The 23,698-nt window shown below is 35.3% G+C and carries 12 protein-coding genes; 9 read left to right on the top strand and 3 right to left on the bottom strand.

Translation table 11 applies throughout. From position 1 onward, the window contains the following. Window positions 1-68: 68 nt before the first annotated feature. Window positions 69-4,247, top strand: a complete 4,179-nt coding sequence (locus BLQ19_RS03650; RefSeq protein WP_074537436.1) for a hybrid sensor histidine kinase/response regulator transcription factor — start codon at window positions 69-71, stop codon at window positions 4,245-4,247. A 28-nt stretch (window positions 4,248-4,275) separates the two neighbouring features. Then, entirely contained in the window at window positions 4,276-7,095 is a 2,820-nt protein-coding gene (locus BLQ19_RS03645; protein WP_074537435.1) for a TonB-dependent receptor, read from the top strand. Between the two features lie 84 nt (window positions 7,096-7,179). On the opposite strand, the gene BLQ19_RS03640 is transcribed toward BLQ19_RS03645, so the two are convergent. From BLQ19_RS03640 to BLQ19_RS03630, 3 genes are all read right to left on the bottom strand, one after another. Further along, a complete protein-coding gene (locus BLQ19_RS03640; RefSeq protein ID WP_074537434.1) occupies window positions 7,180-9,423 on the bottom strand; it encodes a DUF7133 domain-containing protein in 2,244 nt (747 codons plus the stop codon). 295 nt (window positions 9,424-9,718) lie between these two features. After that, on the bottom strand, window positions 9,719-11,503 hold the full coding sequence (locus BLQ19_RS03635; RefSeq protein WP_025614180.1) for a RagB/SusD family nutrient uptake outer membrane protein: 1,785 nt from the start codon (window positions 11,501-11,503) through the stop codon (window positions 9,719-9,721). 42 nt (window positions 11,504-11,545) lie between these two features. Beyond that, a complete protein-coding gene (locus BLQ19_RS03630) occupies window positions 11,546-14,752 on the bottom strand; it encodes a SusC/RagA family TonB-linked outer membrane protein (protein WP_025614181.1) in 3,207 nt (1,068 codons plus the stop codon). A 696-nt stretch (window positions 14,753-15,448) separates the two neighbouring features. Here BLQ19_RS03630 and BLQ19_RS03625 point away from each other — a divergent pair. From BLQ19_RS03625 to BLQ19_RS03595, 7 genes are all read left to right on the top strand, one after another. Further along, entirely contained in the window at window positions 15,449-16,660 is a 1,212-nt protein-coding gene (locus tag BLQ19_RS03625) for a glycoside hydrolase family 88 protein (RefSeq protein ID WP_074537433.1), read from the top strand. Between the two features lie 21 nt (window positions 16,661-16,681). Then, the gene (locus BLQ19_RS03620) at window positions 16,682-17,776 is read left to right on the top strand and encodes a glycoside hydrolase family protein (protein WP_139150192.1); all 1,095 of its coding nucleotides are present in this window, start codon (window positions 16,682-16,684) and stop codon (window positions 17,774-17,776) included. A gap of 27 nt (window positions 17,777-17,803) precedes the next feature. Beyond that, window positions 17,804-19,399: a sialate O-acetylesterase gene (locus BLQ19_RS03615; RefSeq protein ID WP_074537432.1), complete on the top strand. Its 1,596-nt coding sequence runs from the start codon at window positions 17,804-17,806 to the stop codon at window positions 19,397-19,399. Window positions 19,400-19,464: 65 nt separating this feature from the next. Beyond that, a complete protein-coding gene (locus BLQ19_RS03610; protein WP_074537431.1) occupies window positions 19,465-20,214 on the top strand; it encodes a DUF6250 domain-containing protein in 750 nt (249 codons plus the stop codon). 503 nt (window positions 20,215-20,717) lie between these two features. Next, entirely contained in the window at window positions 20,718-22,019 is a 1,302-nt protein-coding gene (locus BLQ19_RS03605) for an MFS transporter (RefSeq protein WP_074537430.1), read from the top strand. A 30-nt stretch (window positions 22,020-22,049) separates the two neighbouring features. Continuing rightward, window positions 22,050-22,892, top strand: a complete 843-nt coding sequence (gene kduI, locus BLQ19_RS03600) for a 5-dehydro-4-deoxy-D-glucuronate isomerase (RefSeq protein ID WP_074537429.1) — start codon at window positions 22,050-22,052, stop codon at window positions 22,890-22,892. Between the two features lie 4 nt (window positions 22,893-22,896). After that, window positions 22,897-23,691 carry a gluconate 5-dehydrogenase gene (locus tag BLQ19_RS03595; protein WP_074537428.1) on the top strand — a complete coding sequence of 265 codons (795 nt, stop codon included), beginning with the start codon at window positions 22,897-22,899 and terminating at the stop codon, window positions 23,689-23,691. The last annotated feature ends 7 nt before the right edge of the window (window positions 23,692-23,698 follow it).

The raw sequence follows: 23,698 nt of genomic DNA, 5'->3' as shown, positions 1-23,698 counted from the left end.
TTTTTAGGAAAGTAGCTTTCTTAGTTGATTTTAATATCGATTTTTAAAATTATTGTAACGTAATGTAAATGAATATAAAAGTATATTTCACTATTATTTGCTGTTGTATCTTTCAATTTTCTATAGGTCAATTCAATAACTTAAAGTTTGAGAATTTAGATACTGTAGATGGTCTTTCTAGTAGTACTTGCTTAGAATTATACCAAGATACGGAAGGTTTTTTATGGTTTGGAACCATAGACGGACTTAATAAATACAACGGGTATGAGTTTGAAATATACAGATCAATTTTAAATGATACTACCTCCATAAGTAACAGTAGAATTAATGCGATCCAAGAAGATAAGAACGGTAATCTATGGATAGGCACCAACAATGGTTTAAATCTTTTTAATAAAAAACGGAATAATTTTACACGAATTAACCTTTACAAGCAAGTCTCTTTAACGAATAATCCCCGTAAAATTATTAATGATTTACTTTTTGATGAGGAAAACAATACACTTTGGGTGGCCACCAATACCGGAGTAATTAAAATTTTATTAGGAGCGCATACCAATGATACTGAAGCCTTAAAATTTTCATACTACATACATGATCAATCCAATTTACATTCTATTGATAACAACAATGTGTATGTACTTACGAAAGATAAAAATAATACCATTTGGGTAGGAACAAGTGGTCAACACCTAAATAGGTATAATCCTGAGCGTGATAATTTTGAACGTGTTTTTATCTCTAACAACCAGCCCTACGAGCTAAATCATATTCATAAATTGGTTTTCATTGATCATGATGATGATTTTTGGATAGGAAATGATTTGTCCAATCTTATTGTATGGAATAAAAAAGAGAATAGTTTTAAACACGTGTCTCTGGTAGACGAGCATATAGCGGTAAGAGATTTTTATCAAGATAAAGAAGGTTTATTTTGGATATCTACAGACGGGCATGGGATATTTTTGTATGATAAAAAGGAAGGTAAAATAAAGAAGCATATTGAAAATAACCTCTCCAATTCTTTCTCTTTAGCGAATGATAAGCCTTCTAAAATTATTGAAGATTCTAATGGGGTTTTCTGGATAGGAAGTTATGATAGAGGAGTTAGTAAATTAGATCCATCATTGTATTCTTTTGGGCACTACTACTATCAACCAGATAATCCAAGAGGGTTGAGCGAAAAAATTGTACAGTCTGTTTTGCAAGATTCTAAAGGCAGAATATGGTTGTCTACGTATGAAGGGGGACTAAACTTGTTTGATGAAAAAAATAATTCGTTTGAACATTTTGGTCATGACCCTAAAGACAACAATACAATAAGTTCCAATAAAATATTATATACGTTTGAAACTCATGATGGTAGTATTTGGATTTGTACTTTAGACGGTGGGTTAAATAAGTTTAATCCAGATACTAATACTGTAGAACGGTTTTATCATGATGAAGAAAATCCTTATTCTATTGGGCAAAACTCGGTATGGACAGGTGTAGAAGATTCAAAAAATAGATTGTGGTTAGGGCTAAGAACAGAAGGTTTAAGTTTGTTTGATCCTAATACAGAAAAGTTTCACAACTATAAAAACACTTCAAATCTAGAAAATAATTTATTGAGCAATTTTGTTTTTTGTCTCTATATCGATTCAAAAAATAGACTTTTGGTAGGGACCTCTTTAGGTCTTAATTATCTTGAATTAGATGATTTAAAAGATTTTACTCCAGAAGATATCACCTTTTCAGAAGTGAAAGAAAGGGGTATTGAGGCCAATAATATAAATTATATCACAGAAGATCATCTTGGTAACATTTGGATAGGTACCGATAGTGGCATCTATAAGTTAGATGAGAACCTAACACTAATGAAGTCGTTTTCTTCTCAAAACGGACTCCCAAATAACTTTGTGGTGGGTATCAAAGAAGATGATAGCCATAACTTTTGGATTACAACTAAAAGCGGACTTTCAACCCTCAATATAAAAACAAATAAGTTTAAAAATTTCAATATTCATGATGGTCTTCAAGGTACAGAATACCAAAGTAAGTCTATAGAAAAAACGTCAGATGGGCGTATTATTATTGGTGGTTTAAACGGATTTAATATTTTTAATCCTAAAGATATTGCGGTAAAAACACCACTAGTTTTGGCGCCAAAAATAACAGCACTCAAGTTATATAATAAAAATATTGTTGTAGGCGATACCATAAATAACAGGGTGTTATTAAAACAGTCTATTGAAGAAATAGAAAGTCTTTCTTTACGACATAATGAAAACTACATCTCGTTTGAGTTTTTAGCACTCTACTTAGAAAATCCAGAGCAGGTTCAGTACATGTATAAAATGAATGGGCTAGATAAGGACTTTGTAAATGTAGGGAACAGGAGAGAAGTGAATTACTCTAACCTCGTACCAGGAGAATATGAGTTTGAAGTTATGGCTTCAATTGATGGTCAATGGGAGGCTGCAAAATCTACTAAATTCAAGTTTAAAATTACTTCTCCACCATGGAGTACTTGGTGGGCGTATTTAATTTACGGTATTATTGGGGCTTTAATTATTTGGGTAATTATGCGGTATTATACGCAAAAGGTCCAAGAAGCTCAGGAGCATGAGTTAGATCAATTAAAGCTAGAGTTCTTTGTAAATGTGTCTCATGAATTTAGAACACCGCTTACTTTAATCTTAAATCCTGTTGATAAAATACTGTCTAGTTTCAATACAGATCCTGATGTTATAAAAGAATCTGCAATTTCTATTCAGCGTAGTGCCAGAAGATTATTGCATTTAGTAAATCAGCTTTTAGATTATCGAAAAATGGATGTAGGAATGGCACCTTTACAATTAGAAAATGGAGATGCGGTGAAATTCTGCGGTGATATTTTCGCTTTGTTTAAGGGCTTAGCAGCAAAGAAAAGTATTGAATATCAATTTATAACAGAATCAAAGCATATTACTTCCTTATTTGATTTTGATAAGCTAGAAAAAATCATCACGAATCTAATTTCTAATGCTATAAAATTCACCGATTACGGAGGTGAAATATCTGTTTTTATTAATGAGGTGAAAGTAGATAAAGCCAATACCAACCTGTTGTTATTCAAAAAAAATAAGGGTGAAAATTATCTAGAGATCATTGTAAAAGATACAGGCGTTGGGCTGAATAAAGAACAGTTGAAAAATATCTTTTCACGTTTTTACAATGTTGATGTTACCAAAACAGGAACAGGAATAGGTTTAAACTTTACCAAAGCCTTAGTAGAGCTTCATGGAGGTGAAATTTTTGTAGAAAGTGAATACCTCAAGGGAAGTAAGTTCGTGGTGCGTTTGCCTTTGGATATAGAAGCAGAGCCCGAGGTGGTGAAGAATGTAAAAAATGAGTTTTTAATCAATTCAATGAACTCCGTAGATTATGAAATGTCTATCGCGAACACTCAGGATACAGAACCACCTGTAGTACAGGATGGAAGTACAGTTAAGTTACCTATCTTACTTTTGGTAGAAGATAATAAAGAGCTTAGAGTCCATTTGAAAAACGACCTTATTGCTAATTATGAGGTAAAAGAAGCTGTAAATGGTGAGGAAGGTTTAAAAATGGTTAAGAAATATTACCCAGATATTATTATTAGTGATGTAATGATGCCAAAAATGGATGGGTTTGAAATGTGTAAAGCCTTAAAGCGTGAATTTGAAACCTGCCATATTCCTATAATTCTTCTTACGGCTAGAACCTTAGAAGATGATAGAATTGCCGGGTATGATAGTGGTGCCGATGGGTATATAGCCAAACCTTTTGTAACTGCAGTATTAAAAGCAAGGATTAAAAATTTATTAGAAACCAAAAAAAGACTGCGAAAAAGATTTGCAGAAATAGGAGGCGTGTTTCCATCAAGTGAGGTTACTACTAATAATATTGACGAAATATTTTTAGATAAAGCCACAAAGATTATTGTAAATAATATTAGTGATGTAGACTTTAAACAAGAAGACTTATTAAAGGAAATGGGTATTGGAAGGTCTCAGTTATACCGGAAAATAAATTCTTTAACAGGGAACAATCCTAGTTATTTTATTAGAACGATACGTCTACGCTATGCTTCAGATCTTTTGGTTCAGAATAAATATTCCATAAAAGAAGTTACGCACCTCTCAGGGTTTAATTCTACTGCTTATTTCAGTAAAACCTTCCGTGAGTTATTCAACGTCACACCCTCGGAATATATAGAGCAGCATAAAAAAGAAACCGAATAACCAACTAGCTTAAATTTTTAAATTAATTATGAATAAAATCAAATCGATTTCACTCTTTCTTGTGGGGATGCTTAGCATTTTTTGTGTCTACGCCCAAGAGGCTTCTTATAGTGGAACAGTAACTGATGTACACGGAGAACCTATAGAAGGTGCCACACTACATTTCAATGCATCATCAATTTATGGGATTACAAATACTGAAGGAGCTTTTGAAATTCAAAATATCCCATTAGGAACGTATAAAATTTCAATTGCACATTTAGGTTATAAAAAACTCGATTTTGAAGCTGAAATTACAGAAAATGCAAGCGATAAGAATCTTATTCTTGAAGGCGATTATCTAAGCTTACAGGCCGTGGTGGTTACAGGTAGTTTTACATCTCTGGAAGCAAAGAATACGGCAACATCAGTAAGTACGCTAGAGCATAAACGGTTAAAACAAATTTACCCTCAAGGTACCGCAAGCCTTTTACAAAATATTACAGGAACTTTTACCGATGCCTCTGCAGGCGAGGTTTTTACAAAGGTGTATACCCGAGGCATATCTGCTGCTGCGGAAGATGATTTAGGTTGGTATTATGTGACTTTACAAGAAGATGGTCTACCTGTTAGTTTAGTACAACATTCTTATTATAGCCCAGATCTTTTTCATCGGGTAGATTTAATGACCCAAAGAGTAGAAGCAATACGTGGCGGTAGTGCATCTATTACCGCGATGAATGCACCCGGAGGTATTTATAATTTTATTTCACCAGGCATTAGAAATGAATTTGGAGGAGAAGTACAAGTATTAAGTGCCTTGCAACATAGTGGTAATACCTTATTTAAGGTTGATGGCGTTATTGGAGGACCTCTAGGGAGTAATTGGTTTTTTAATGCCGGCGGCCATTACCGCAAGGATGAAGGGGCTCGAGATGTTGATTTTACATTTAGCAAAAGAGGGCAATTTAAATTTAATGTGATTAAAAAGTTTGATAAGGGGTCCTTGAAATTACATGGAAAATTATTAGATGATTATACGAATAGGTGGACAGGTGTTGCCGCTACAAATTGGGAAAATCCAGAAGCTGCATTTGGTCAAAATTTTAATTCTACTTCTTTGTTAATGCCAGAGTTTACGGCAGCTATTCCAGATAGTAGAAACCTTCAAGAAGGGGCAACAAATAGTTTTAATCCCGCACAAGGAGTTCATGCAAAAGATCTAGCCTTTGGAGCAGATTTTTTCCAAGATTTAGGCAATAATTGGTCGCTGCAAAACTTAATTAAATATTCTAATAAGAATGCCAATTGGCAAACGTCTATTAGTAACGCCTTTGTTTCACTAGATAATCCTTTGGCCTATTTTATCAGTGGAGCGTCTTTTCCGATAGGAGAAGTGGTGTTTCGGGATACCCAATCAGGTTCTGAAATTGCACGCGTAAATAATGCAGGAATTCTTGCAGGAGAGCCGGCGGAATATATAGGGAATGGTACCTTGCCCAATGACGCCATCATGGGAACATCGGCTTGGTACAAAGAGAATAAAGCTAGTGAATGGATGAATGAATTCTCTCTTCATAAAAAAATAGCGCAGCATAATTTTACAGGAGGATTGGCTTTAGGTTTTTCAGATACGTCATTATTTACGCAAGGCAGCTTTGGGTATGTTACGTATGAGCCCAATTCTAAAATGCTTCAAGTTTCCTTAGAGAACCCTAATGAGCCTACCATTTTATTGTCAGATGAAAACGGAATTAGTAATTATGGAGGGTTGTTTTTTGTGAATGCAGAAGCTCAAGTGAGCCAAATAGCCGCTTTTATGAATGATCGATGGGAAATTACAGATCGTATAGATGTAGATTTAGGCTTGCGGTATGAAGACATACGGCATAAAGGGAGTAAAGACCGTTATGCTCCGTTCTCACAGGATGGAGGCTTAGATGGCGATGCAACAACGGCTTATGATAATGGTATTTTGGCACCAACAGGTGATAAAGATGCCTTTGATTTTAACTATAACTACCTATCCTTTTCAGGGGGGCTAAATTTTAAAATTAATAAAGAGGCTTCTTTGTTTACTAGGCTTTCAAAAGGAAATAAAGCTCCAGAGTTAAATTACTATTTTAATAATTTTGCGAATGTTCCTATTAACAAAAAGGGAGAAGTTCAAAAAATTACTCAGGCTGAGTTTGGAATTAAATATAGTCTTTCAGACTTTTCATTGACGAGTACTGTTTTTTGGAGCCAGTTAGATAATATAGGGAATGCAAATTTTGAATTTGATGGGGATACAAATAGTATTTTTTACACCCCCATTTTATTTAACACCTCAAGAACTTTAGGCTTAGAATGGGAAGCGGTATATACGCCTTTCCGTAATTTTAAATTTCTTTTTAATGGAGTCCTTCAAAATCCAAAAGCCACAGAATGGTTGGTTTATGATGCAGCAGGATCAGTAGCCGTAGCGGATGATACTACTGTAGATTACTCTGGCAATACGCTACCATTTAACCCTAAAGTAATGTTTAACGTATTAGGAGCGTATCAATTAGATAAACTATCTGTACATTACAAATGGCAATTTATGGGAAAACGTCAAGGCAATGTAGCAAATGCATTTAGGTTGGCAGATTATAGTATTTCTGATGCGGGTATTGGCTATCAGTTTACAAAGCATATTTCTGCAAATTTATTGGTAGTGAATATGTTTAATTCAGACGGATTAGCTAATTTTTTTGGAGCTAATAGTTTTGGTGCCAATGCCAATGGAGCAACCTCAGAATTTATTCAAAATAACCCTGATGAAAGTTTTGTGGTGGTTCCGGTATTACCAAGAAGTACCTCTTTAAGAGTAAACTACACCTTCTAAATAACGAAAAAAATAAAATGTAAAAAGCCTGAAAATTATAAATTTCCAGGCTTTTTTTTAGTTTAAGACTAGTAGTAATAAATACTATTTTTTCTCCTTTTCTAAGGCTTCTAGTTCTTCTAAGGTCCAATAATCTTCTCTGTCTTTAGATTCTTTTCTAGCATTACCCACAATGCGTTTATGCACACCATCTACATTATTTAAAGCTCTCACATAGCTAAGTACATCTGCAATCCATTGATCATCATTACTTTTTAAGGCCATCATTATACCGTATTCTTGGCCTTCAATAGGACCAATTAATCCGTTTAATAAAATTTTACTTAGCGTACCTTTGTCCCCAACAACACGAGCACTGCCAATTAGAGAGGGAGCTATAAGAGCACCATCTTCAGTAGGAACGCCAGCCAAATCAGGACCATGGCACGTAATACATAGTTGCTTATAAGAATCATAACCTCTAAGAATACTTTGTTTTTCACCGAGGGGTCTATTGGAAATACGCGCTTTTAATTGCGCAAGTTTAGAATCATCTTTCTTTAAGCTTTCTTTTACGGCGTGTGATACTATTTCATTATCAGCATAAGCATCTTGGATACTTTTTAATAATTCAGTAGCTTTTTTAGCTTTACTATATCGTAGGGAAAGAGCAACTTGGTTTACCACATCAATATCTTGATCCATGCTTAAAGTTTCTAATGCCGCGAAAATATCAGTATCACCTTTTTTCAAGAAAGTTTCACTCAAGCGAATAGCCGTTAATCGTACACGAGGATCTTCATCTGTGAATTTTGCCTTTATAAGACCTTTGTCTACCACTCCTAAACCTTCTAAAGTCCAAAGTGCATGCACGCGGGCAATTCCTAGATCTTTATCGGTATCAAATAGGCTAGTCCAAATAGAAGAATTATCTAAAGCGATTTCCTTTAATTCTGGAATTACCGTTTGATCATCTTTTAGTATAATTAATTTCTGGGCCGTATTTCTGTACCAGCCATTAGGATGCCCTAAATATTCTACTAATTCTGATGCTTTTTTACCTAATAATTCTGGCTTTTTGTCAGGAGTAATATCTTCATGTACAATTCTGTAAATTCTTCCTTTACCAATATTTTTATCTAAACCTTTTCGTTCAATAACGGGACGAATCACACTTCCTTTTCTAGTCCAATTACTTTCTTGAATAATACCTCGATACATATCTACTACATATAAAGCGCCATCGGGACCTGTTTTGGCCTGAGTAGGCCTAAAGTTTAAATCTGTAGAAGCCATAAATTCTGCTTCATCGTAGGCATTATACAGCACTTTTTTACCGTTTTCTACACGTACTTTAGCGCGTCTTATTAACCTTCCTACGGGTTCAGGAATAAATAAATCACCATATGTGGAAGGAGGTAATTTATGACCTCTAAATATTTCTTGTCCCGCAACTCCTGTAAAATGGTTTAAGGTACCATCTTCTCGCAATCTTTTTGGTCCGCCCTGTACGTCTGGCGTACCTACAATAGGCCAAGGTTCAATAAAACCTTCAGATAGTCTGCCTTCCGGATTGTAATCGCCATAAGAGGCAGGTTGCTGAAAGCCGTACGCGGGATTTTCACTCCCAGCCGAAGAATAGTACATGTTACCCATATCATCTTGCGATAGGCCCCATTGTCCACTCGGCATATTTTCTAGAGAATCTACAACGACCTTTCCTTTTTTAAATTTAAAACGTACAGGATTATAGGTAGTGTAGACCCAATTATCTAAATTCCATAGTAAACCACTCTGTTGGTGCTCTAAATTACCACCACGACGATTTTCGTTATAGTATACACGTTCTTTTTTGTCTGCAACTCCATCGCCATCCGTATCTTTAAAACTCCATAAATCATACGAATAGGTTTCATTAACAATCAATTCGTCTTCTAGAGGTAAAATCATTCTAGGCAGCATGAGGCTATCAATAAAGACCGTGCTTTTGTCCATTTTGCCATCACCATCTGTATCTGTTAGTAGTTTTATTTTGCTTATAGATCTATTGGTTCCGGTACCATCAAGATCTTGCATATAGGTATTCATTTCGGCTACATACATCCGGCCGTTTCCGTCCCAAGCAATAGTGATAGGTTCATCTACCATCGGTTCGCTAGCAACCAGTTCTACTTTGTATCCTTTGGGTACATAAAATGTTTTCATACTCTCTTCTGGAGAGAGAAATTGAGAAGAAGCTTCTTTTATTATTTCTGGTTTTTCATAAATTTCATCTACATATTCTTTCTGTTTACAGCTAAAAATAGTGGTTACGAGTATACCTAAAAAAAGACATTGGTTTAATTTCATTTTTAAAAAATTCTAGTTCAATAATGGGTTTGTTAATCGGGTAATTAAGGTATTAATTAAAAGTTACAGCGGCGAAAATTTAAAGCGCTATGACTATGAATTATTGGTAGTTTACTATTACTTATGGTTTTTTTTAACCGATTTATTCATTTTACCATAAAAATAATCCTATGTAAGGTTTAAAACATGAAGAGGGGGTATGGATAGGTAAACTGATTAAAACTAAAAAGCGGTTATAAGTTTGATACTTATAACCACTTTTGAAACTAACTAATTAACTCAAAAAAATAAGCATTTAATATCCTGGATTTTGTAACATATTTGGATTTAACCCTATTTGAGATGTAGGAATAGGGAACAAGTAATTATCTCTAGAGAAATTTCTGATTGATGAAGGTTCTACAACTAGCGCACTTCTTGGTCCTACACCTGTGGTAGTGGTGGCTTCACCAAAACCATATCCTTCAGGAGTATATAAATCAGGATTGTTTTCGTAAACAGTACCTTCAATAACAGCACCAAATTTGGTTTCCCCAAGTTCTTCTTCTGCAATACCCCATCTTTTTAGATCATTAAATCTAGTAGCGCCTTCTGCATACAGCTCTATAGTACGTTCTCTTCTGATTTCTGTTTCAATGTTCATGTTATTGGCAGCTAAAAAAGAATTGCTAATAGCAGGTAAACCTGCTCTGGCTTTAATTAGATTTATAGATTCGTTCATTTCAGCATCTGTCAGACTTCCGTTTAACTCGTACAAAGCTTCTGCATACATCAAATAAACTTCGGCAAGGCGAATAAAAGGCATATCATAAGCTTCCGTTTTTGTTGCTCTATAGGCTTCATCAGTACCCCATTTCCAGCTCATGAATTTAGAGTTGAAATAACCAAAATTATTTGTTCCATTTAAAACAACGTCACCGTTTTGAGGAATTTCACCAAGGTTTTTATGGTAGGTGAAATAAGCGGTCATTCTGTAATCTCTATCTTGAAATTCGTCCGGCGTATTATCATACCCTTGAAATAATGGCGACTGATCAATCGGTAACCCATCGGTACTCAAAAATAAATCCATCATTTTTCTACTAGGTTTAACTCTACCTTCATAAACATGACTTACAAGGTCGCCGGCTTGCCTAAATGTAAAATCGTATTTCCCGTAAAATATGAACTCTTTATTGGTAGCCTTATCTAAACCAGCTGGGTTAGAACCACTATCTTCTAGATTAAAAAGAAAATTTGAACTTAAATTATCTAAGTCGTCATTATAATTCCAAAGTTCAAAACCACCTTGGTCCATGACCGTTTTGGTAAGTGTTACAACTTCTTGTAAATAAGGATCTATCTTAGAGGCATCAAAGCCAGCACTACCAGCACCAATACTTACACCATCACCATCTGTAGTGGTACCAACATATTTCATCCATGTGGCTTCATGTAGTAAAACATCTGCTTTATAGGCCATTGCCGCCCATTTGCTGATTTTACCTTTATCATTCGATCCAATTTCTTGTTCAGTAGGTAAGCCGGCAATAGCATCATCTAAATCTGCAAGTATTTGTGCAACAACTTCATATCTACTATTACGTGGTGCACTTAATTCTTCATCACCTACATCTAATGATCTTGTAACCAAAGTAACCCCTCCAAAGCGTTGTACTAGGTTAAAATATTGATATGCCCTATGAAATTTAGTAGCAGCAACATAAGCTTCAATACTTTCATCTCCTTCATAAACAGCTGCGCGCTCTAGCAAAAGATTCATAGCTCTAATGGCGGAGTAAGGGCTAGAGTAGTACCCATCTGTTTCAGGTGCTTGCGTATCACCTCTACTATATTCTTGCATCCCTCCATCTTCGGTGTAACCCACCAAATCTGAACCGTGATCGGAATATATGCCTTGGTCGTTCCTCCAAGTCATTAAGTTATTGTAAAACGTATTGGAACCTGTTAGAAAATGTTCAGCTTCGGTATAATATACCTGGTCAGTAATTGAAGCTGGCGGAGCTAAGTCTATAAAATCGTCTTCACACGAGGAGAAGAATACCATTAAACACGGTATTATATATATTATTTTTTTCATCTGTATATTATTTTATGATATGTTAACTACTTCTTGATGGTACTAAAGTGAAATTTTTAAACCTAATGCCCAAGTACGCATAAATGGGTAGGCACTGTTATTAGAACTCGCTTGAAATTCTGGATCATAACCATCTTTTACACTGGTTATTTCAAATAAATCATTTCCTGAAAAATAAATTCTAATATTATCAATAGGAGTATTCTTTATTTGTAAATTTTTAAAGTTATATCCTATAATAAGAGACTTCAATCTCATGTATCTATTATTCTGTAAAATATGATCTTTACTTCTGTAGTTCCACGCAGATAGCCCACGTTGTGTAGTTAATCTAGGAAATTCTGCATCTCTATTATCTTCGGTCCATGTTCTTCCTAACCATGTATTAGATTGGTTCTGCCATTCTGCTTGGAAAGGTTGGGCGAAATAACCCGTTCTATAAACATTATGCTCTAGAGCACCTTGAAAAAATGCACTAAGGTCAAAATTCTTATATTTTACATCAAAATTAAATCCATAAACATAATGTTGTGATGCATCCCCACTATAGGTTAAGTCGTCATTGTCCAGGGTACCATCTCCATTAGAATCTACAACGATCATATCTCCCGGTCTCAATGCATCGTTAGAGCTTTGAGAAGGTAAAATACCACCTTCATCTAAACTTGCGTAATATTCATCAACTTGTGCCTGAGAATCAAAATAACCATTAGTCTCCCATAAATAAAACGAGTTAATTGGTTTTCCTAATATATTTCTGCCACTATCGGCATCGTTCAAATTCTCAAATATCGTTTGGGCACCGTCATATTCAGTGATTTCGTTTCTAGAATCACTCATATTTGCACTTACGGTAAAATCAACTTCACCTATTTTACCTTGATAGCCCAGCATTGCTTCCCATCCCTTGGTTTCTAAAGTACCAATATTGGTAAATGGAGTTGCCGTACCTAAAATATCGGTTTCAATACCTCTAACCAACATACCTACATTGTCTTTTTGATAAAGGTCAAAAGAACCAAATACGTTGCTATTAAACAGTCTAAAGTCTACACCTATCTCCTTGGTTACGATTCGTTCCCAAGTAGTATTACTACTGAATAAACTATTTGCACTAGATGTAGCTTGTTGTCCTGCATTTGTTTGGCCAAATACAGTTGTACCAAAGCCTACCGTAGATAAATATCCAAAATCACCAATACCAGAAGTACTCCCTAATTCGCCATAACCACCTCTTAATTTTAAGAATGATATAAGGCTACTCTCTTTTAGGAAATTTTCGGAACTAAGTACCCAACCAGCTGAAACATTACCGTAGTTAGACCATTTTTTACCATCTGCAAATCTTGAAGATCCATCGCGTCTACCTTGTACTTCTATTAGATATTTACTTTTGTAGTCATAGTTTAATCTACCGATGTATCCGAAGAAACCCCAAGAAGTACCACCACCCGATGTTGTCACCAATTGGTCAGTAGCTCCTAAATTAATATCGTAAACACCATAATCTACAAAGCCATTTCTTCTAATATTATATTCGTTAATATCATTTTTCTCAGCTTCTATAGCTAAAAGTCCCGATAGGTTGTGATCACCAAATTGATTAGAGTAATTTAATGCACCTTTATAATTCTTGTAAGTAATGTTACCATCATTTCTGTCAGGACCTGTACCTTCTTGAATGGAAGTGGTATTGTTTATATTATTTGAGAAACTCCCGCCCCAGCTATAAAGTGGTACAGAAACCGAATAGGTTTGGTATTCACTATTTTGTCTGCTGATTGCATAAGAACCTGTAAAATCTAAATGATCCGTGAATTTGTATTTAGCTAAAGCAGATATTTTAAATTGCTCAATTGTTTTGTTCTCACGGCCACCATCTATAACTTGTGCCACACCATTTCTATCTCCTGTGATTAGATCACCTCCAAAGTTTGCATAGTATTGTCCGTCTGCATTATAGGTAGGAAAAAGGGGAGCATCGTAGGTTGCTGCTTCTCTACCTAAACCTCCAGAAGGTCCTGAAAATTTATTGTTATAATAAGTAATATTTGTATTCAAACTTAGTTTATCACTAATATCCGCACCATAGTTCATAGAAAAATTATATCTATCAGAACTATCATCTGCAACTTTTAGGCCCCCAACATTGTTGTCATACCCTGCAGATATACGGAAGTTACTTTTTTCTGTTCCTCCAGATATACTAATGTTATGTTGGCTTGAGTAAGAATTACCGAACATTTCATCAAACCTAGGAGCATCTCCTAACCAAATATTTCCGTTTATAGGTAAATCATAATATCCTTCTTCTCCAGAAGCAATTCTATCTACAGTTGCAAGATCATTCCAAAAGAAATATCGAGGTGGCTTTCCAGAAGCTATATCTTCACGAGCTGCAGCAGCATATAATTGCCCGTATTGTGACATTGTTGGCGATGGAGGACGTATACCTATTGTACCAACTCTAGAAATGGTACTGATATCAATCTTAATCTGTCCTTTACCTTTTTTTGTAGTCACTAAAATCACACCACCTGCGGCACGGGATCCGTATACAGATGCCGATCCCCCTTTTAATACACTAATGCTTTCAATATCATTAGGGTTCATATCGTTAAAGGAAGACGAGTTTATGGAAGGAATACCATCAATTACAATAAGTGGTTCTATTCCGTTAATAGAAGAAGCACCTCTAATAAGAAAGTTTACATTTTCATCGCCAGGTCTTGAGGAGGTACGAGTAACTACCAAACCAGGCGTTCTACCTTGAAGCGCTAATGCAGGACTACCCACAGCTAAATCTTCAAAAGCTTCTGCCTTTACCTGTTCAACAGATCCCGTTAGAGTTTCCTTTTTAGCAGTACCGTAACCTACCACCACAATCTCATCTAGTGCGCTTACATCCGCTTCCAATGAAACGTTAATTACAGTACTAGACTTAGTTGATACTTCTTTTTTTGCATAACCTATAGAAGAAAAGACAAGAACACTTGTGCTAGCCGGTACATCTATAGTATAGTTACCATCAAAATCTGTAACTGTTCCAGTAGAAGTTCCTTTAACTACGACATTCACACCCGGTATGGGCATATTGTCTTCTGCGTCTACTACTGTACCAGATATTTTTATGCTCTGTGGTAAGGTTGGATTTGCATGTGCCGTAATGCTGCAAATAAGAAAGCCTAAAATCCAAAATAGACTCGACAATTTTTTCAGATTCAACTGAATGCTTTTAAGTTTAGTCATAAAAATTAATTTTTAATAGTTTCATATAATTAAGTGAGTACGTTTGTTAAGGCAATGTTAATTATTAAGATCAATGACCATGATAAAATAATATTCAATCATTATAAATTATAGCTCTTTTTAAGTTATTTAGTAATATACAGGGCTTTTTTATGCGGTATTATATAATAATTAGATAAAAAAATTAATGATTTGTAAATGTATACATTAGGAGTTTGCTGCCGAAAAACTATGGTCTAATTGCATAAAAAGAGCATAATATGTGAGATGAAAAATAAGTAATTTGAAAGTTTTTCGATAAATCTAGCAATCCCTAATTTGTAAATCACTGTAAATAAGCGCGTTGAGATCTAACACTTCTTGGTTGGGAAAAAGGAGGTTTTCACATAGACCAGTAGGTCTTCCTAACTTAATTCCTAAGGGTTTAATTTCTGCTTAAGTATACTTTCTAAAAAAAATGCTCTATTTCTACGCTATACAGGATAGGCTTACTCTTAAATCTTATTTGTAGTATAATTCGTATAAATACGCTAGCAAAAGGATGTTATTTTATCATGATTGAATGATAATTTATGCCTTAGGAGGCTTATTCTTTCTAAAATTGTGATAGAGTTTATGCTGTAAATTTTACTTTAAATTTTTATGAAAAATAAGCTCAATAAACACTTTTTAGATATAACCATAGATCCTTAAATTATGAGTAAATTTTTTCTAATGCTTACTATTGTATTGATTGTTTCGTGTAGTCCTACAAAAAAAGAAGCTCCCGTATTTAGCGCTCAAGAGATGCTAGATGAAAGCGTAATAAAAACAAAAGAAACACTTAAAGGCTTATCAGTTAAGGATAGCTTTTTAAGAAACATTCCTGAAAACCAAACTACTTGGGAATCTGTAGGAGTAAATGATTGGTGTAGTGGTTTCTGGCCAGGAGTTCTTTGGTATGCGTATGAAGCTTCTAATGATGCATCTTTAAAAAAGGAAGCAGCAGCTTTTATGGCTCCTATAAAAACCATTGCGTACAATTCTGCTCGGAATCATGATATTGGTTTTATGGTGTATTGTAGTTTTGGTAATGGGTATAGAATTACTGGAAATCCGGAGTATAAGGAAGTGTTGCTGTCCGCAGCAGATACGTTAGCAACCTTATATAACGATAAGGTAGGGTCAATACTTTCTTGGCCAGAAAAACGGGAAGAGTATGCTCATAATACGATTATTGATAATATGATGAACCTGGAATTACTTTTTTGGGCAGCAAAAAACGGTGGAGACCAACGTTTATATGATATCGCTACTAGTCATGCAGAAGTAACCATGAATAATCTTGTTAGGGAAGACAACTCCCTATACCATTTAGGATCTTTCAATGAGGAAACAGGCAAATTTTTAAAAGGATATACGCACCAAGGTTATGCAGATGAATCTATGTGGGCAAGAGGACAAACATGGGGCATTTACGGTTTTGCAATGGCGTATAGAGAAACAGGGAGAAAAGATTTTTTAGAAACTTCTATAAAATTAGCAGACCATTTCTTAGAGCGTTTACCAGAAGACGGAATTCCTTTTTGGGATTTTGATGATCCAAAAATTCCAAATGCACCTAAAGATGCTTCTGCTGCAGCTATTGCCGCTTGTGGTATGTTTGAAATAGCAAATTTAGTAGAGGATGTTACATTGAAAAATAAATTTAATACTGCTGCAACCAAGTTTGTAGAAATTTTATCATCAGATGCCTATTATAGTGGTGACAAGAACCAAGCACTTTTATTGCATTCTACAGGTCATTTACCCAACAATTCAGAAATTGATATGCCTATCATTTATGCTGATTATTACTATATGGAAGCTTTGATGCGCTTAAAAAAATTAGAAGAAGCAACCGCGGCCAAGGTAGTAGCCAAAAACTAATAAATTTTTAAAACCCAACGGATGTTAAAAACCTTATGCTGCTTATTTTGTTTTGTTTCTACAGTGATGTGTGCACAGAATAAGGTGTCTAGTAATTTATTAGAAGCACCAGTGAATGGCGGCTTAAAGATGGATGAATATTGGGTTTGGGGGAGCTCTGTAATCAAAGGAGATGATGGTGTGTATCACATGTACGCTTCTAGATGGCCAAAATTTCTACCCTTTCATCCCGGCTGGATGACTAATTCAGAAATTGTCCATGCCACTTCCAATACCCCAGAAGGACCCTATACATTTAAAGATGTGGCTTTAGGAGCGCGAGGAGCTCAGTATTGGGATGGCAGATCTTGTCACAACCCTAAAATTGTGAAATATAAAGACACCTATATTTTATATTATATGGGATCCACACATCCTTTTGAGGATGTTTCAAAAAATAATATAGCCCAATTTACACTTGCTAGTAAATGGTGTATTTCGGCACGATGGGGAAAGCGTATAGGAATTGCGATTTCTAAAAATCCTAACGGGCCTTGGGAAAGGTATGATGCCCCAATATTAGATGTAAAACCGGATTCATTTTATAGTTTTTTAACCTCTAATCCGTCACCCTTACTAAAAGATGATGGGGCTGTAGTATTACTTTTTAAAGGTCGAAATTATAAAGAGGACGGTATTTCTAATTCAGATATGAGTATAGGTGTTGCTACAGCACCCTCTTTTGAAGGGCCATATACGGTAGTAGGTGATCAACCTCTTTTTTCTACGGAACATTTAGGGGAGATTGAAGATCCTCATATTTGGAAAGATGTTAACGGGATACACATGGTAGCCAAAGACCAACGCAGAAAAATTACAGGGGTCGCAGGAGATGGATTATTGGCACATTCTGAAGATGGTATTCAGTGGGAGGTAGATCCAAACCCAAAAGCATATACTAAATTGGTGAAATGGGACACCGGCAAAATTATAAAACAAGGACAATTAGAACGGCCGTTTGTTTTGGTTGAAGACAATGTGCCCACTCATATTTTCTTTGCGACCATGGATGGACCTGGAGGCTTTAGTAAAGGATCAAATACGTGGAATATGGTGATTCCTTTATCTCAAAAATAATCATTCAATCTATTTAAAAATTACACGATGATAAAGAATTTCACTTTAGTACTTTTTGTTATTTTTCTTTTACCACAAGCGCTTCGAGCGGAGGTAACCGTAAATGCCATTTTTTCTGATCATATGGTACTACAGCGCGATACAAAAGTGCCAGTATGGGGTTGGGCAGATCCAAAAGAAGCAATAACTGTTTCTGGGAGTTGGGGAAAAACGGCTTCTGTACTAACTAGCCCTGAAGGTAAATGGCGCGTAGATCTAGAAACACCTAGCGCCGGAGGCCCTTTTACCATCACTATTTCAGGAAAAAATACGATTGTTATTCATGATGTGTTATCAGGAGAAGTTTGGCTTTGTACAGGGCAATCAAATATGGATTTTTCAATTTCAAAATTCTTGAATGATTCTAAAGATCCAAAACATCAACCTTTGGTAGCATATATTAGAAATGAAGCAGCTACTGTAAATGACCCTTACTTAAGACACATTGAAGTGCCACAGGCAACATCCTTATTTGATAAAGAAGTTAATTTTGAAGGCAATTGGCGAAAGGCAGCAACAGATGAAATAGGGAAGATAACGGCTACAGGTTATTTTTTTGCTAAGGAACTAAGGAAACAATTAGACGTACCCATAGGCTTAGTAGAATGTTCTTGGGGAGGAACACGTGTACAACCATGGATTTCAGAAGCATCTTATCTTGAGGATGAAAATCTGAGAGATTATTTTTTAGCCAATAGAAAAGAAGAGAAGGCATTAATTTATAAAATGGATGCAGAAGATTATCAAGATACAGAGTACAACGAGCAGATGGAACACTGGAAAAGCAAAGGTGAAAAGGGAAAACAACCTAAACCTATGACGCATCCTAAAGAAGATCGGCAAGCACCTGGAACATTATATAATGCGATGCTCAACACAATTATTCCTTATAAAATAAAAGGCGCTATTTGGTATCAAGGAGAAAGCAACGCGGTATATATGCCCAATGAATATGAAGCATTCTTAACCAACATGATTCGGAGCTGGAGAGCAGATTGGGGGCAAGGAGATTTTTCTTTTTATATGGCACAACTAGCAGCGTGTACTAGAGGAAATGATACTGCAGACAAAGGTTGGGCAACGGTTAATGATCATTTGAGGAGAACTACAAAATTACCAAATACAGGCCTTGCCGTATTATATGATATAGGAGAACCGCGCGATATTCATCCTCACAACAAAATGGATGCCGGTAAAAGATTAGCGCTTTGGGCATTAGAAAAAGATTACAACGTGAAAGTGCCCGTATATAGCGGACCATTGTATAAAAGTAAGAAGGTTAAAAAGGATAAAATTATCATCTCTTTTGATCATGCGAAGTCAGGTTTAATGGTAGGATATAAAAACCTGCTCGATGGTACAATTTCAGTAGATGAACCATTAGAATGGTTTGAGGTTTTAAGTAGTGATGGTATCTGGTATCAAGCAAATGCCACTATAATCTCCAAAAATAAAGTAGCCGTTTGGAATGCTGCTGTTTTAGAACCGCTAGAAGTGCGTTATGCATGGTCAGGAAATCCTGAAGGGGCAAACCTTTACAATACGGGAGGTTTGCCAGCAGCAGCTTTTAGTACAGAAGACTAAAGCTTATAAGCTAAAGCAAGCTTATTTTTTAAACTAAATATGAATATCATTTAAGATAAAAGTATATGAATTTTGAAAGATCGATAGGTCATTTTGCAGGGTATAGTGTGTTACTCTTTTCACTATTTGTTTTGAGTGCATGTAATTCTAAGATCAAATTGAATGATACTCAAACTGTGGATGCAACCTTGCTATATACGGAATCTTTTGATGAAAATTTAAATAATTGGAAGGTAGAACAGATGCCGGGGGGAACAGTGCAAATTGTCAACAAAAAGCTCGAAATATATGATACTGCTGGATGTACTATTTGGTATACTCAAAAGCTTGAAGGCTCAATCATGATAACCTATGATGCGACGGTCATTAATAACGGAGAATTACATGACCGTGTATCAGATTTAAATTGCTTTTGGATGGCTACAGATCTTGAAAATCCAACTAATTTATTTGAAAATTCAGCACGTCGCGGTGGAAAGTTTTCAAACTATGATTCGTTACAATTATACTATATGGGTGTTGGCGGACATAACAATACCAAGACCAGATTTAGACGTTACTTAGGTAATGGAGAAAGACCCTTATTGCCAGAACATGATTTAACGGCATCAAAGTTTCTTCTTAAAGCTAATACTACGTATAAAATTAAAATAATAGCCCATGAGGGCATCATTCAATATTATAAAGATGATTTGCTTATTGCAGATTTTCAAGATTCACAGCCTTACACTTCGGGTTATTTTGGACTCAGAACAGTAGATAATCATATGACGGTTGATGAGTTTAAAGTATATAGATTATCACCTGTCAATTAAATTAAAAGATCTTTTGTAAAGAAAACTTCTAGGATAATAAAAAAAGGAATAAAGGTTTTAATACCTACTAAACTTCATCTAAATTTTATAAACTCCATTTTATAAACTCCATTTTATATAGCTGGTATCGTATTCTTTAACCAAAGATGCTGTGAGAAGCATTGTAGGCTACCTATTGTTCTAAAATGGATTATAGTTTATAGGCTTTGAATATTAATTTATCCTCGCGCTTTTCATTAAGTTTTATACTTGTTTCAAAGATTTTAGAACGCAAAAAGTATAATTTAATCCTATAAAAACAAGAGTCTCAACAGGTCTTTTAAAATCAAATTGATAAGTATTTTATGCTGTTTTTACATTCAAATTTAATCAGAATGAGCAGCGTTATTGTATAAAAATATTAAACGAATAGCCATTCTGGGAGTACCAAGAAAGTATAAGCATCATATGGAAGAATATAGGAAAGTTTACCTAGGCTAAAAGAGGAATAATTTAAAGACTACATGAATAAAATAAAACAAAAAATTGGAAACTATCGCTTTAGAATTTTAGCATTACTATTATTTGCGACGACCATAAATTATTTTGATAGAAGCATTATTGGTGTTATGGCGCCAACACTTCAAAATATGTTTGATTGGACCAATGAAGATTACGCAAACATTATCATTAGTTTTCAAGTTGCCTATGCTATTGGTATGTTAACCATGGGAGGTATTATAGATAAATTAGGAACAAAAATAGGCTACACATTAGCCATTGCCATATGGAGTATTTTTGGAATGCTTCATGCTGCGGTTAGACCAGGTTTTAGCGTCATAGGCTTTAGTCTAGCTCGTTTTGGTTTAGGTTTTGGAGAGGCAGGTAATTTTCCTGCAGCAATAAAAACAGTCGCGGAATGGTTTCCGAAAAAAGAGCGTGCTTATGCTACCGGAATATTTAATGCTGCAACAAGTATTGGAGCCATTGCAGCACCATTTGTTGTAGGGTGGATTGTACATGAAGATGGTACCAATTGGCAGATTCCATTTTTAATAACAGGTGCTTTAAGTGCGGTATGGGTTTTTCTGTGGTTGCGTTTTTATAAGAAGCCAGAGGATCATCCTAAAGTAAGCAAAGAAGAGCTTGAGTATATTATTAGTGATTCGGCCGTAGAAGTGAGTAAAGAAAAACTACCGTGGATCAAAATCCTAAAAAGACGAGAAGCTTGGGCTTTTGCAGCCGCTAAAATTACCGATGCTGTTTGGTGGTTTTACCTTTTTTGGGGTGCAAAATTTTTGGCAGAAACTTTTGGATTAAAACTAAAAGACATAGGAGTTCCATTCTTTATTATGTATGTTCTGGCAGATGGGGGTAGTATACTGGGAGGCTACTTATCGGGATATTTTATCAAGAAAGGATGGTCTGTAAATAAAGCTAGAAAAACCACTTTATTGCTTTGTGCAATTATGATTTTACCCGTTTGCTATGTGGCTTTTGCCGAGAACAAATGGTTAGCTGTGTTTTTAATAGGAATTGGAGCAGCAGGGCATCAAGCATGGTCGGCAAACATATTTACCTTAGTATCTGACGTTTTTCCTAAAAAAGCCACAGCATCTATTGTTGGACTAGGAGGAATGATTGGTGCCGTAGCAGGTATTGTTAGTAATAAACTACTGGGTAAGTTTCTAGACCAGGCCGATAATACCGCTTATTTCTGGGCTTTTTTAGTGGCAGGTTCTAGTTATCTCATTATTTTAGGTATTGTTCATTTATTGATGCCGAAAATGATTCCGCTAGACGAAAATTTAAAACAAATTCTATAACTATATAATTAATATTAAATACAATTTTAAATGTCAAATACTTACGAAACACGTTATGCTTCACATCCTGAGGCTGTAAAAAAATACGATACAGAACAACTTAGAGAAGAGTTTTTAATATCAGACTTATTACAAGAAGATAGATTGAAACTAGTCTATTCTCATTATGATCGGTTTATTACGGGTGGTGTTGTTCCAACAGCAAAGAAAGTACTATTAGAAAGTATTGATTCATTGAAAGCTTCGTACTTTCTAGAAAGAAGAGAACTTGGTATCATCAATATTGGAGACAGTGGAACAGTTACTGTAGACGGAGAAGAATTTCATTTAGATCATAAAGAAGCACTTTATTTAGGCCGAGGTAACAAGGAAGTATATTTTTCTAGCAAGTCAGAAAAAAGTCCCGCTAAATTTTACTTAAACTCAACTCCTGCTCATAAAGCTTTTCCAAATAAAAAAATTGGAATTAATGATGTAGAGGTAGTAGAATTAGGGTCTCCAGAAACAGCTAATGCCAGAACACTTAGAAAGTATATAGTAAATAGTGTCGTAGACGTATGTCAATTGCAAATGGGAATGACGTCTTTAAAATCAGGGAGTGTTTGGAATACCATGCCAGCACATGTTCATGATCGTAGAATGGAAGTGTATTTCTATTTTGAGATTCCAGAAGGGCAAGCGGTAAGTCATTTTATGGGACAGCCTACAGAAACAAGACATATTTGGATGGATAATAACCAAGCTGTTATTTCTCCACCATGGTCTATACATTGTGGTTCAGGAACTTCAAACTATACTTTTATTTGGGGAATGGCAGGTGAAAACCTAGATTATGGCGATATGGATGTGTGTAAAATAACCGAATTAAGATAAAACTATGAGTATCTCATTATTTGATTTAAAAGGAAAAATTGCATTAGTAACAGGAAGTACTCATGGCTTGGGTATGGCTATGGCAATGGGTTTAGGAAAAGCAGGAGCCACTATCATCGTGAATGGTAACTCATCACAAGACAAAATAGATACAGCCTTAGTCGCTTATAAAACAGAAGGTATCAATGCTTTTGGTTACAAGTTTAATGTTACAGATGAAGACCAAGTAAAAGCTGCAGTGAAAAGCATTGAAGCAGAAGTAGGGACGATTGATATTTTGGTGAATAACGCGGGTATTATTAAGAGAACGCCACTAGAGGATATGGAAGTATCAGATTTTAGAGAAGTGGTAGATGTAGATTTGGTGAGTCCGTTTATTGTTTCCAAACATGTTGTGAAAGGAATGATAGCTCGTAAGAGTGGTAAAATTATCAATATTTGTTCTATGATGAGCGAATTGGGGAGAAATACGGTTGGTGCATATGCAGCAGCAAAAGGTGGACTTAAAATGTTGACGCAGAATATGGCGACCGAATGGGCAAAGCATAATATTCAGATTAATGGAATTGGTCCTGGGTATTTTGCAACGACACAAACGGCACCCATTAGAGTAGAAGGACATCCGTTTAATGATTTTATTGTGAATAGAACGCCGGCAGCAAAATGGGGAGACCCTAATGATTTAAGTGGTGCTGCTATTTTCTTAAGTTCTAAAGCAAGTGATTTTGTAAATGGTCATATTCTGTATGTAGATGGCGGAATTTTAGCAACCATAGGAAAACCATCCAATGAAAACTAAAACAAAC

Source organism: Cellulophaga baltica (genome assembly GCF_900102165.1).
In the GTDB taxonomy this organism is placed as follows: Bacteria; Bacteroidota; Bacteroidia; order Flavobacteriales; family Flavobacteriaceae; genus Cellulophaga; species Cellulophaga baltica.
This window is presented reverse-complemented; position numbering and strand designations above follow the sequence as displayed.

Coding starts and splice junctions, on each gene's coding strand:
- BLQ19_RS03650 (WP_074537436.1), top strand. CDS start 69: ATGAATATAAAAGTATATTTCACTATTATTTGCTGTTGTATCTTTCAA.
- BLQ19_RS03620 (WP_139150192.1), top strand. CDS start 16,682: ATGTTAAAAACCTTATGCTGCTTATTTTGTTTTGTTTCTACAGTGATG.
- BLQ19_RS03595 (WP_074537428.1), top strand. CDS start 22,897: ATGAGTATCTCATTATTTGATTTAAAAGGAAAAATTGCATTAGTAACA.
- BLQ19_RS03605 (WP_074537430.1), top strand. CDS start 20,718: ATGAATAAAATAAAACAAAAAATTGGAAACTATCGCTTTAGAATTTTA.
- kduI (WP_074537429.1), top strand. CDS start 22,050: ATGTCAAATACTTACGAAACACGTTATGCTTCACATCCTGAGGCTGTA.
- BLQ19_RS03630 (WP_025614181.1), bottom strand. CDS start 14,752: ATGACTAAACTTAAAAGCATTCAGTTGAATCTGAAAAAATTGTCGAGT.
- BLQ19_RS03645 (WP_074537435.1), top strand. CDS start 4,276: ATGAATAAAATCAAATCGATTTCACTCTTTCTTGTGGGGATGCTTAGC.
- BLQ19_RS03635 (WP_025614180.1), bottom strand. CDS start 11,503: ATGAAAAAAATAATATATATAATACCGTGTTTAATGGTATTCTTCTCC.
- BLQ19_RS03640 (WP_074537434.1), bottom strand. CDS start 9,423: ATGAAATTAAACCAATGTCTTTTTTTAGGTATACTCGTAACCACTATT.
- BLQ19_RS03610 (WP_074537431.1), top strand. CDS start 19,465: ATGAATTTTGAAAGATCGATAGGTCATTTTGCAGGGTATAGTGTGTTA.
- BLQ19_RS03625 (WP_074537433.1), top strand. CDS start 15,449: ATGAGTAAATTTTTTCTAATGCTTACTATTGTATTGATTGTTTCGTGT.
- BLQ19_RS03615 (WP_074537432.1), top strand. CDS start 17,804: ATGATAAAGAATTTCACTTTAGTACTTTTTGTTATTTTTCTTTTACCA.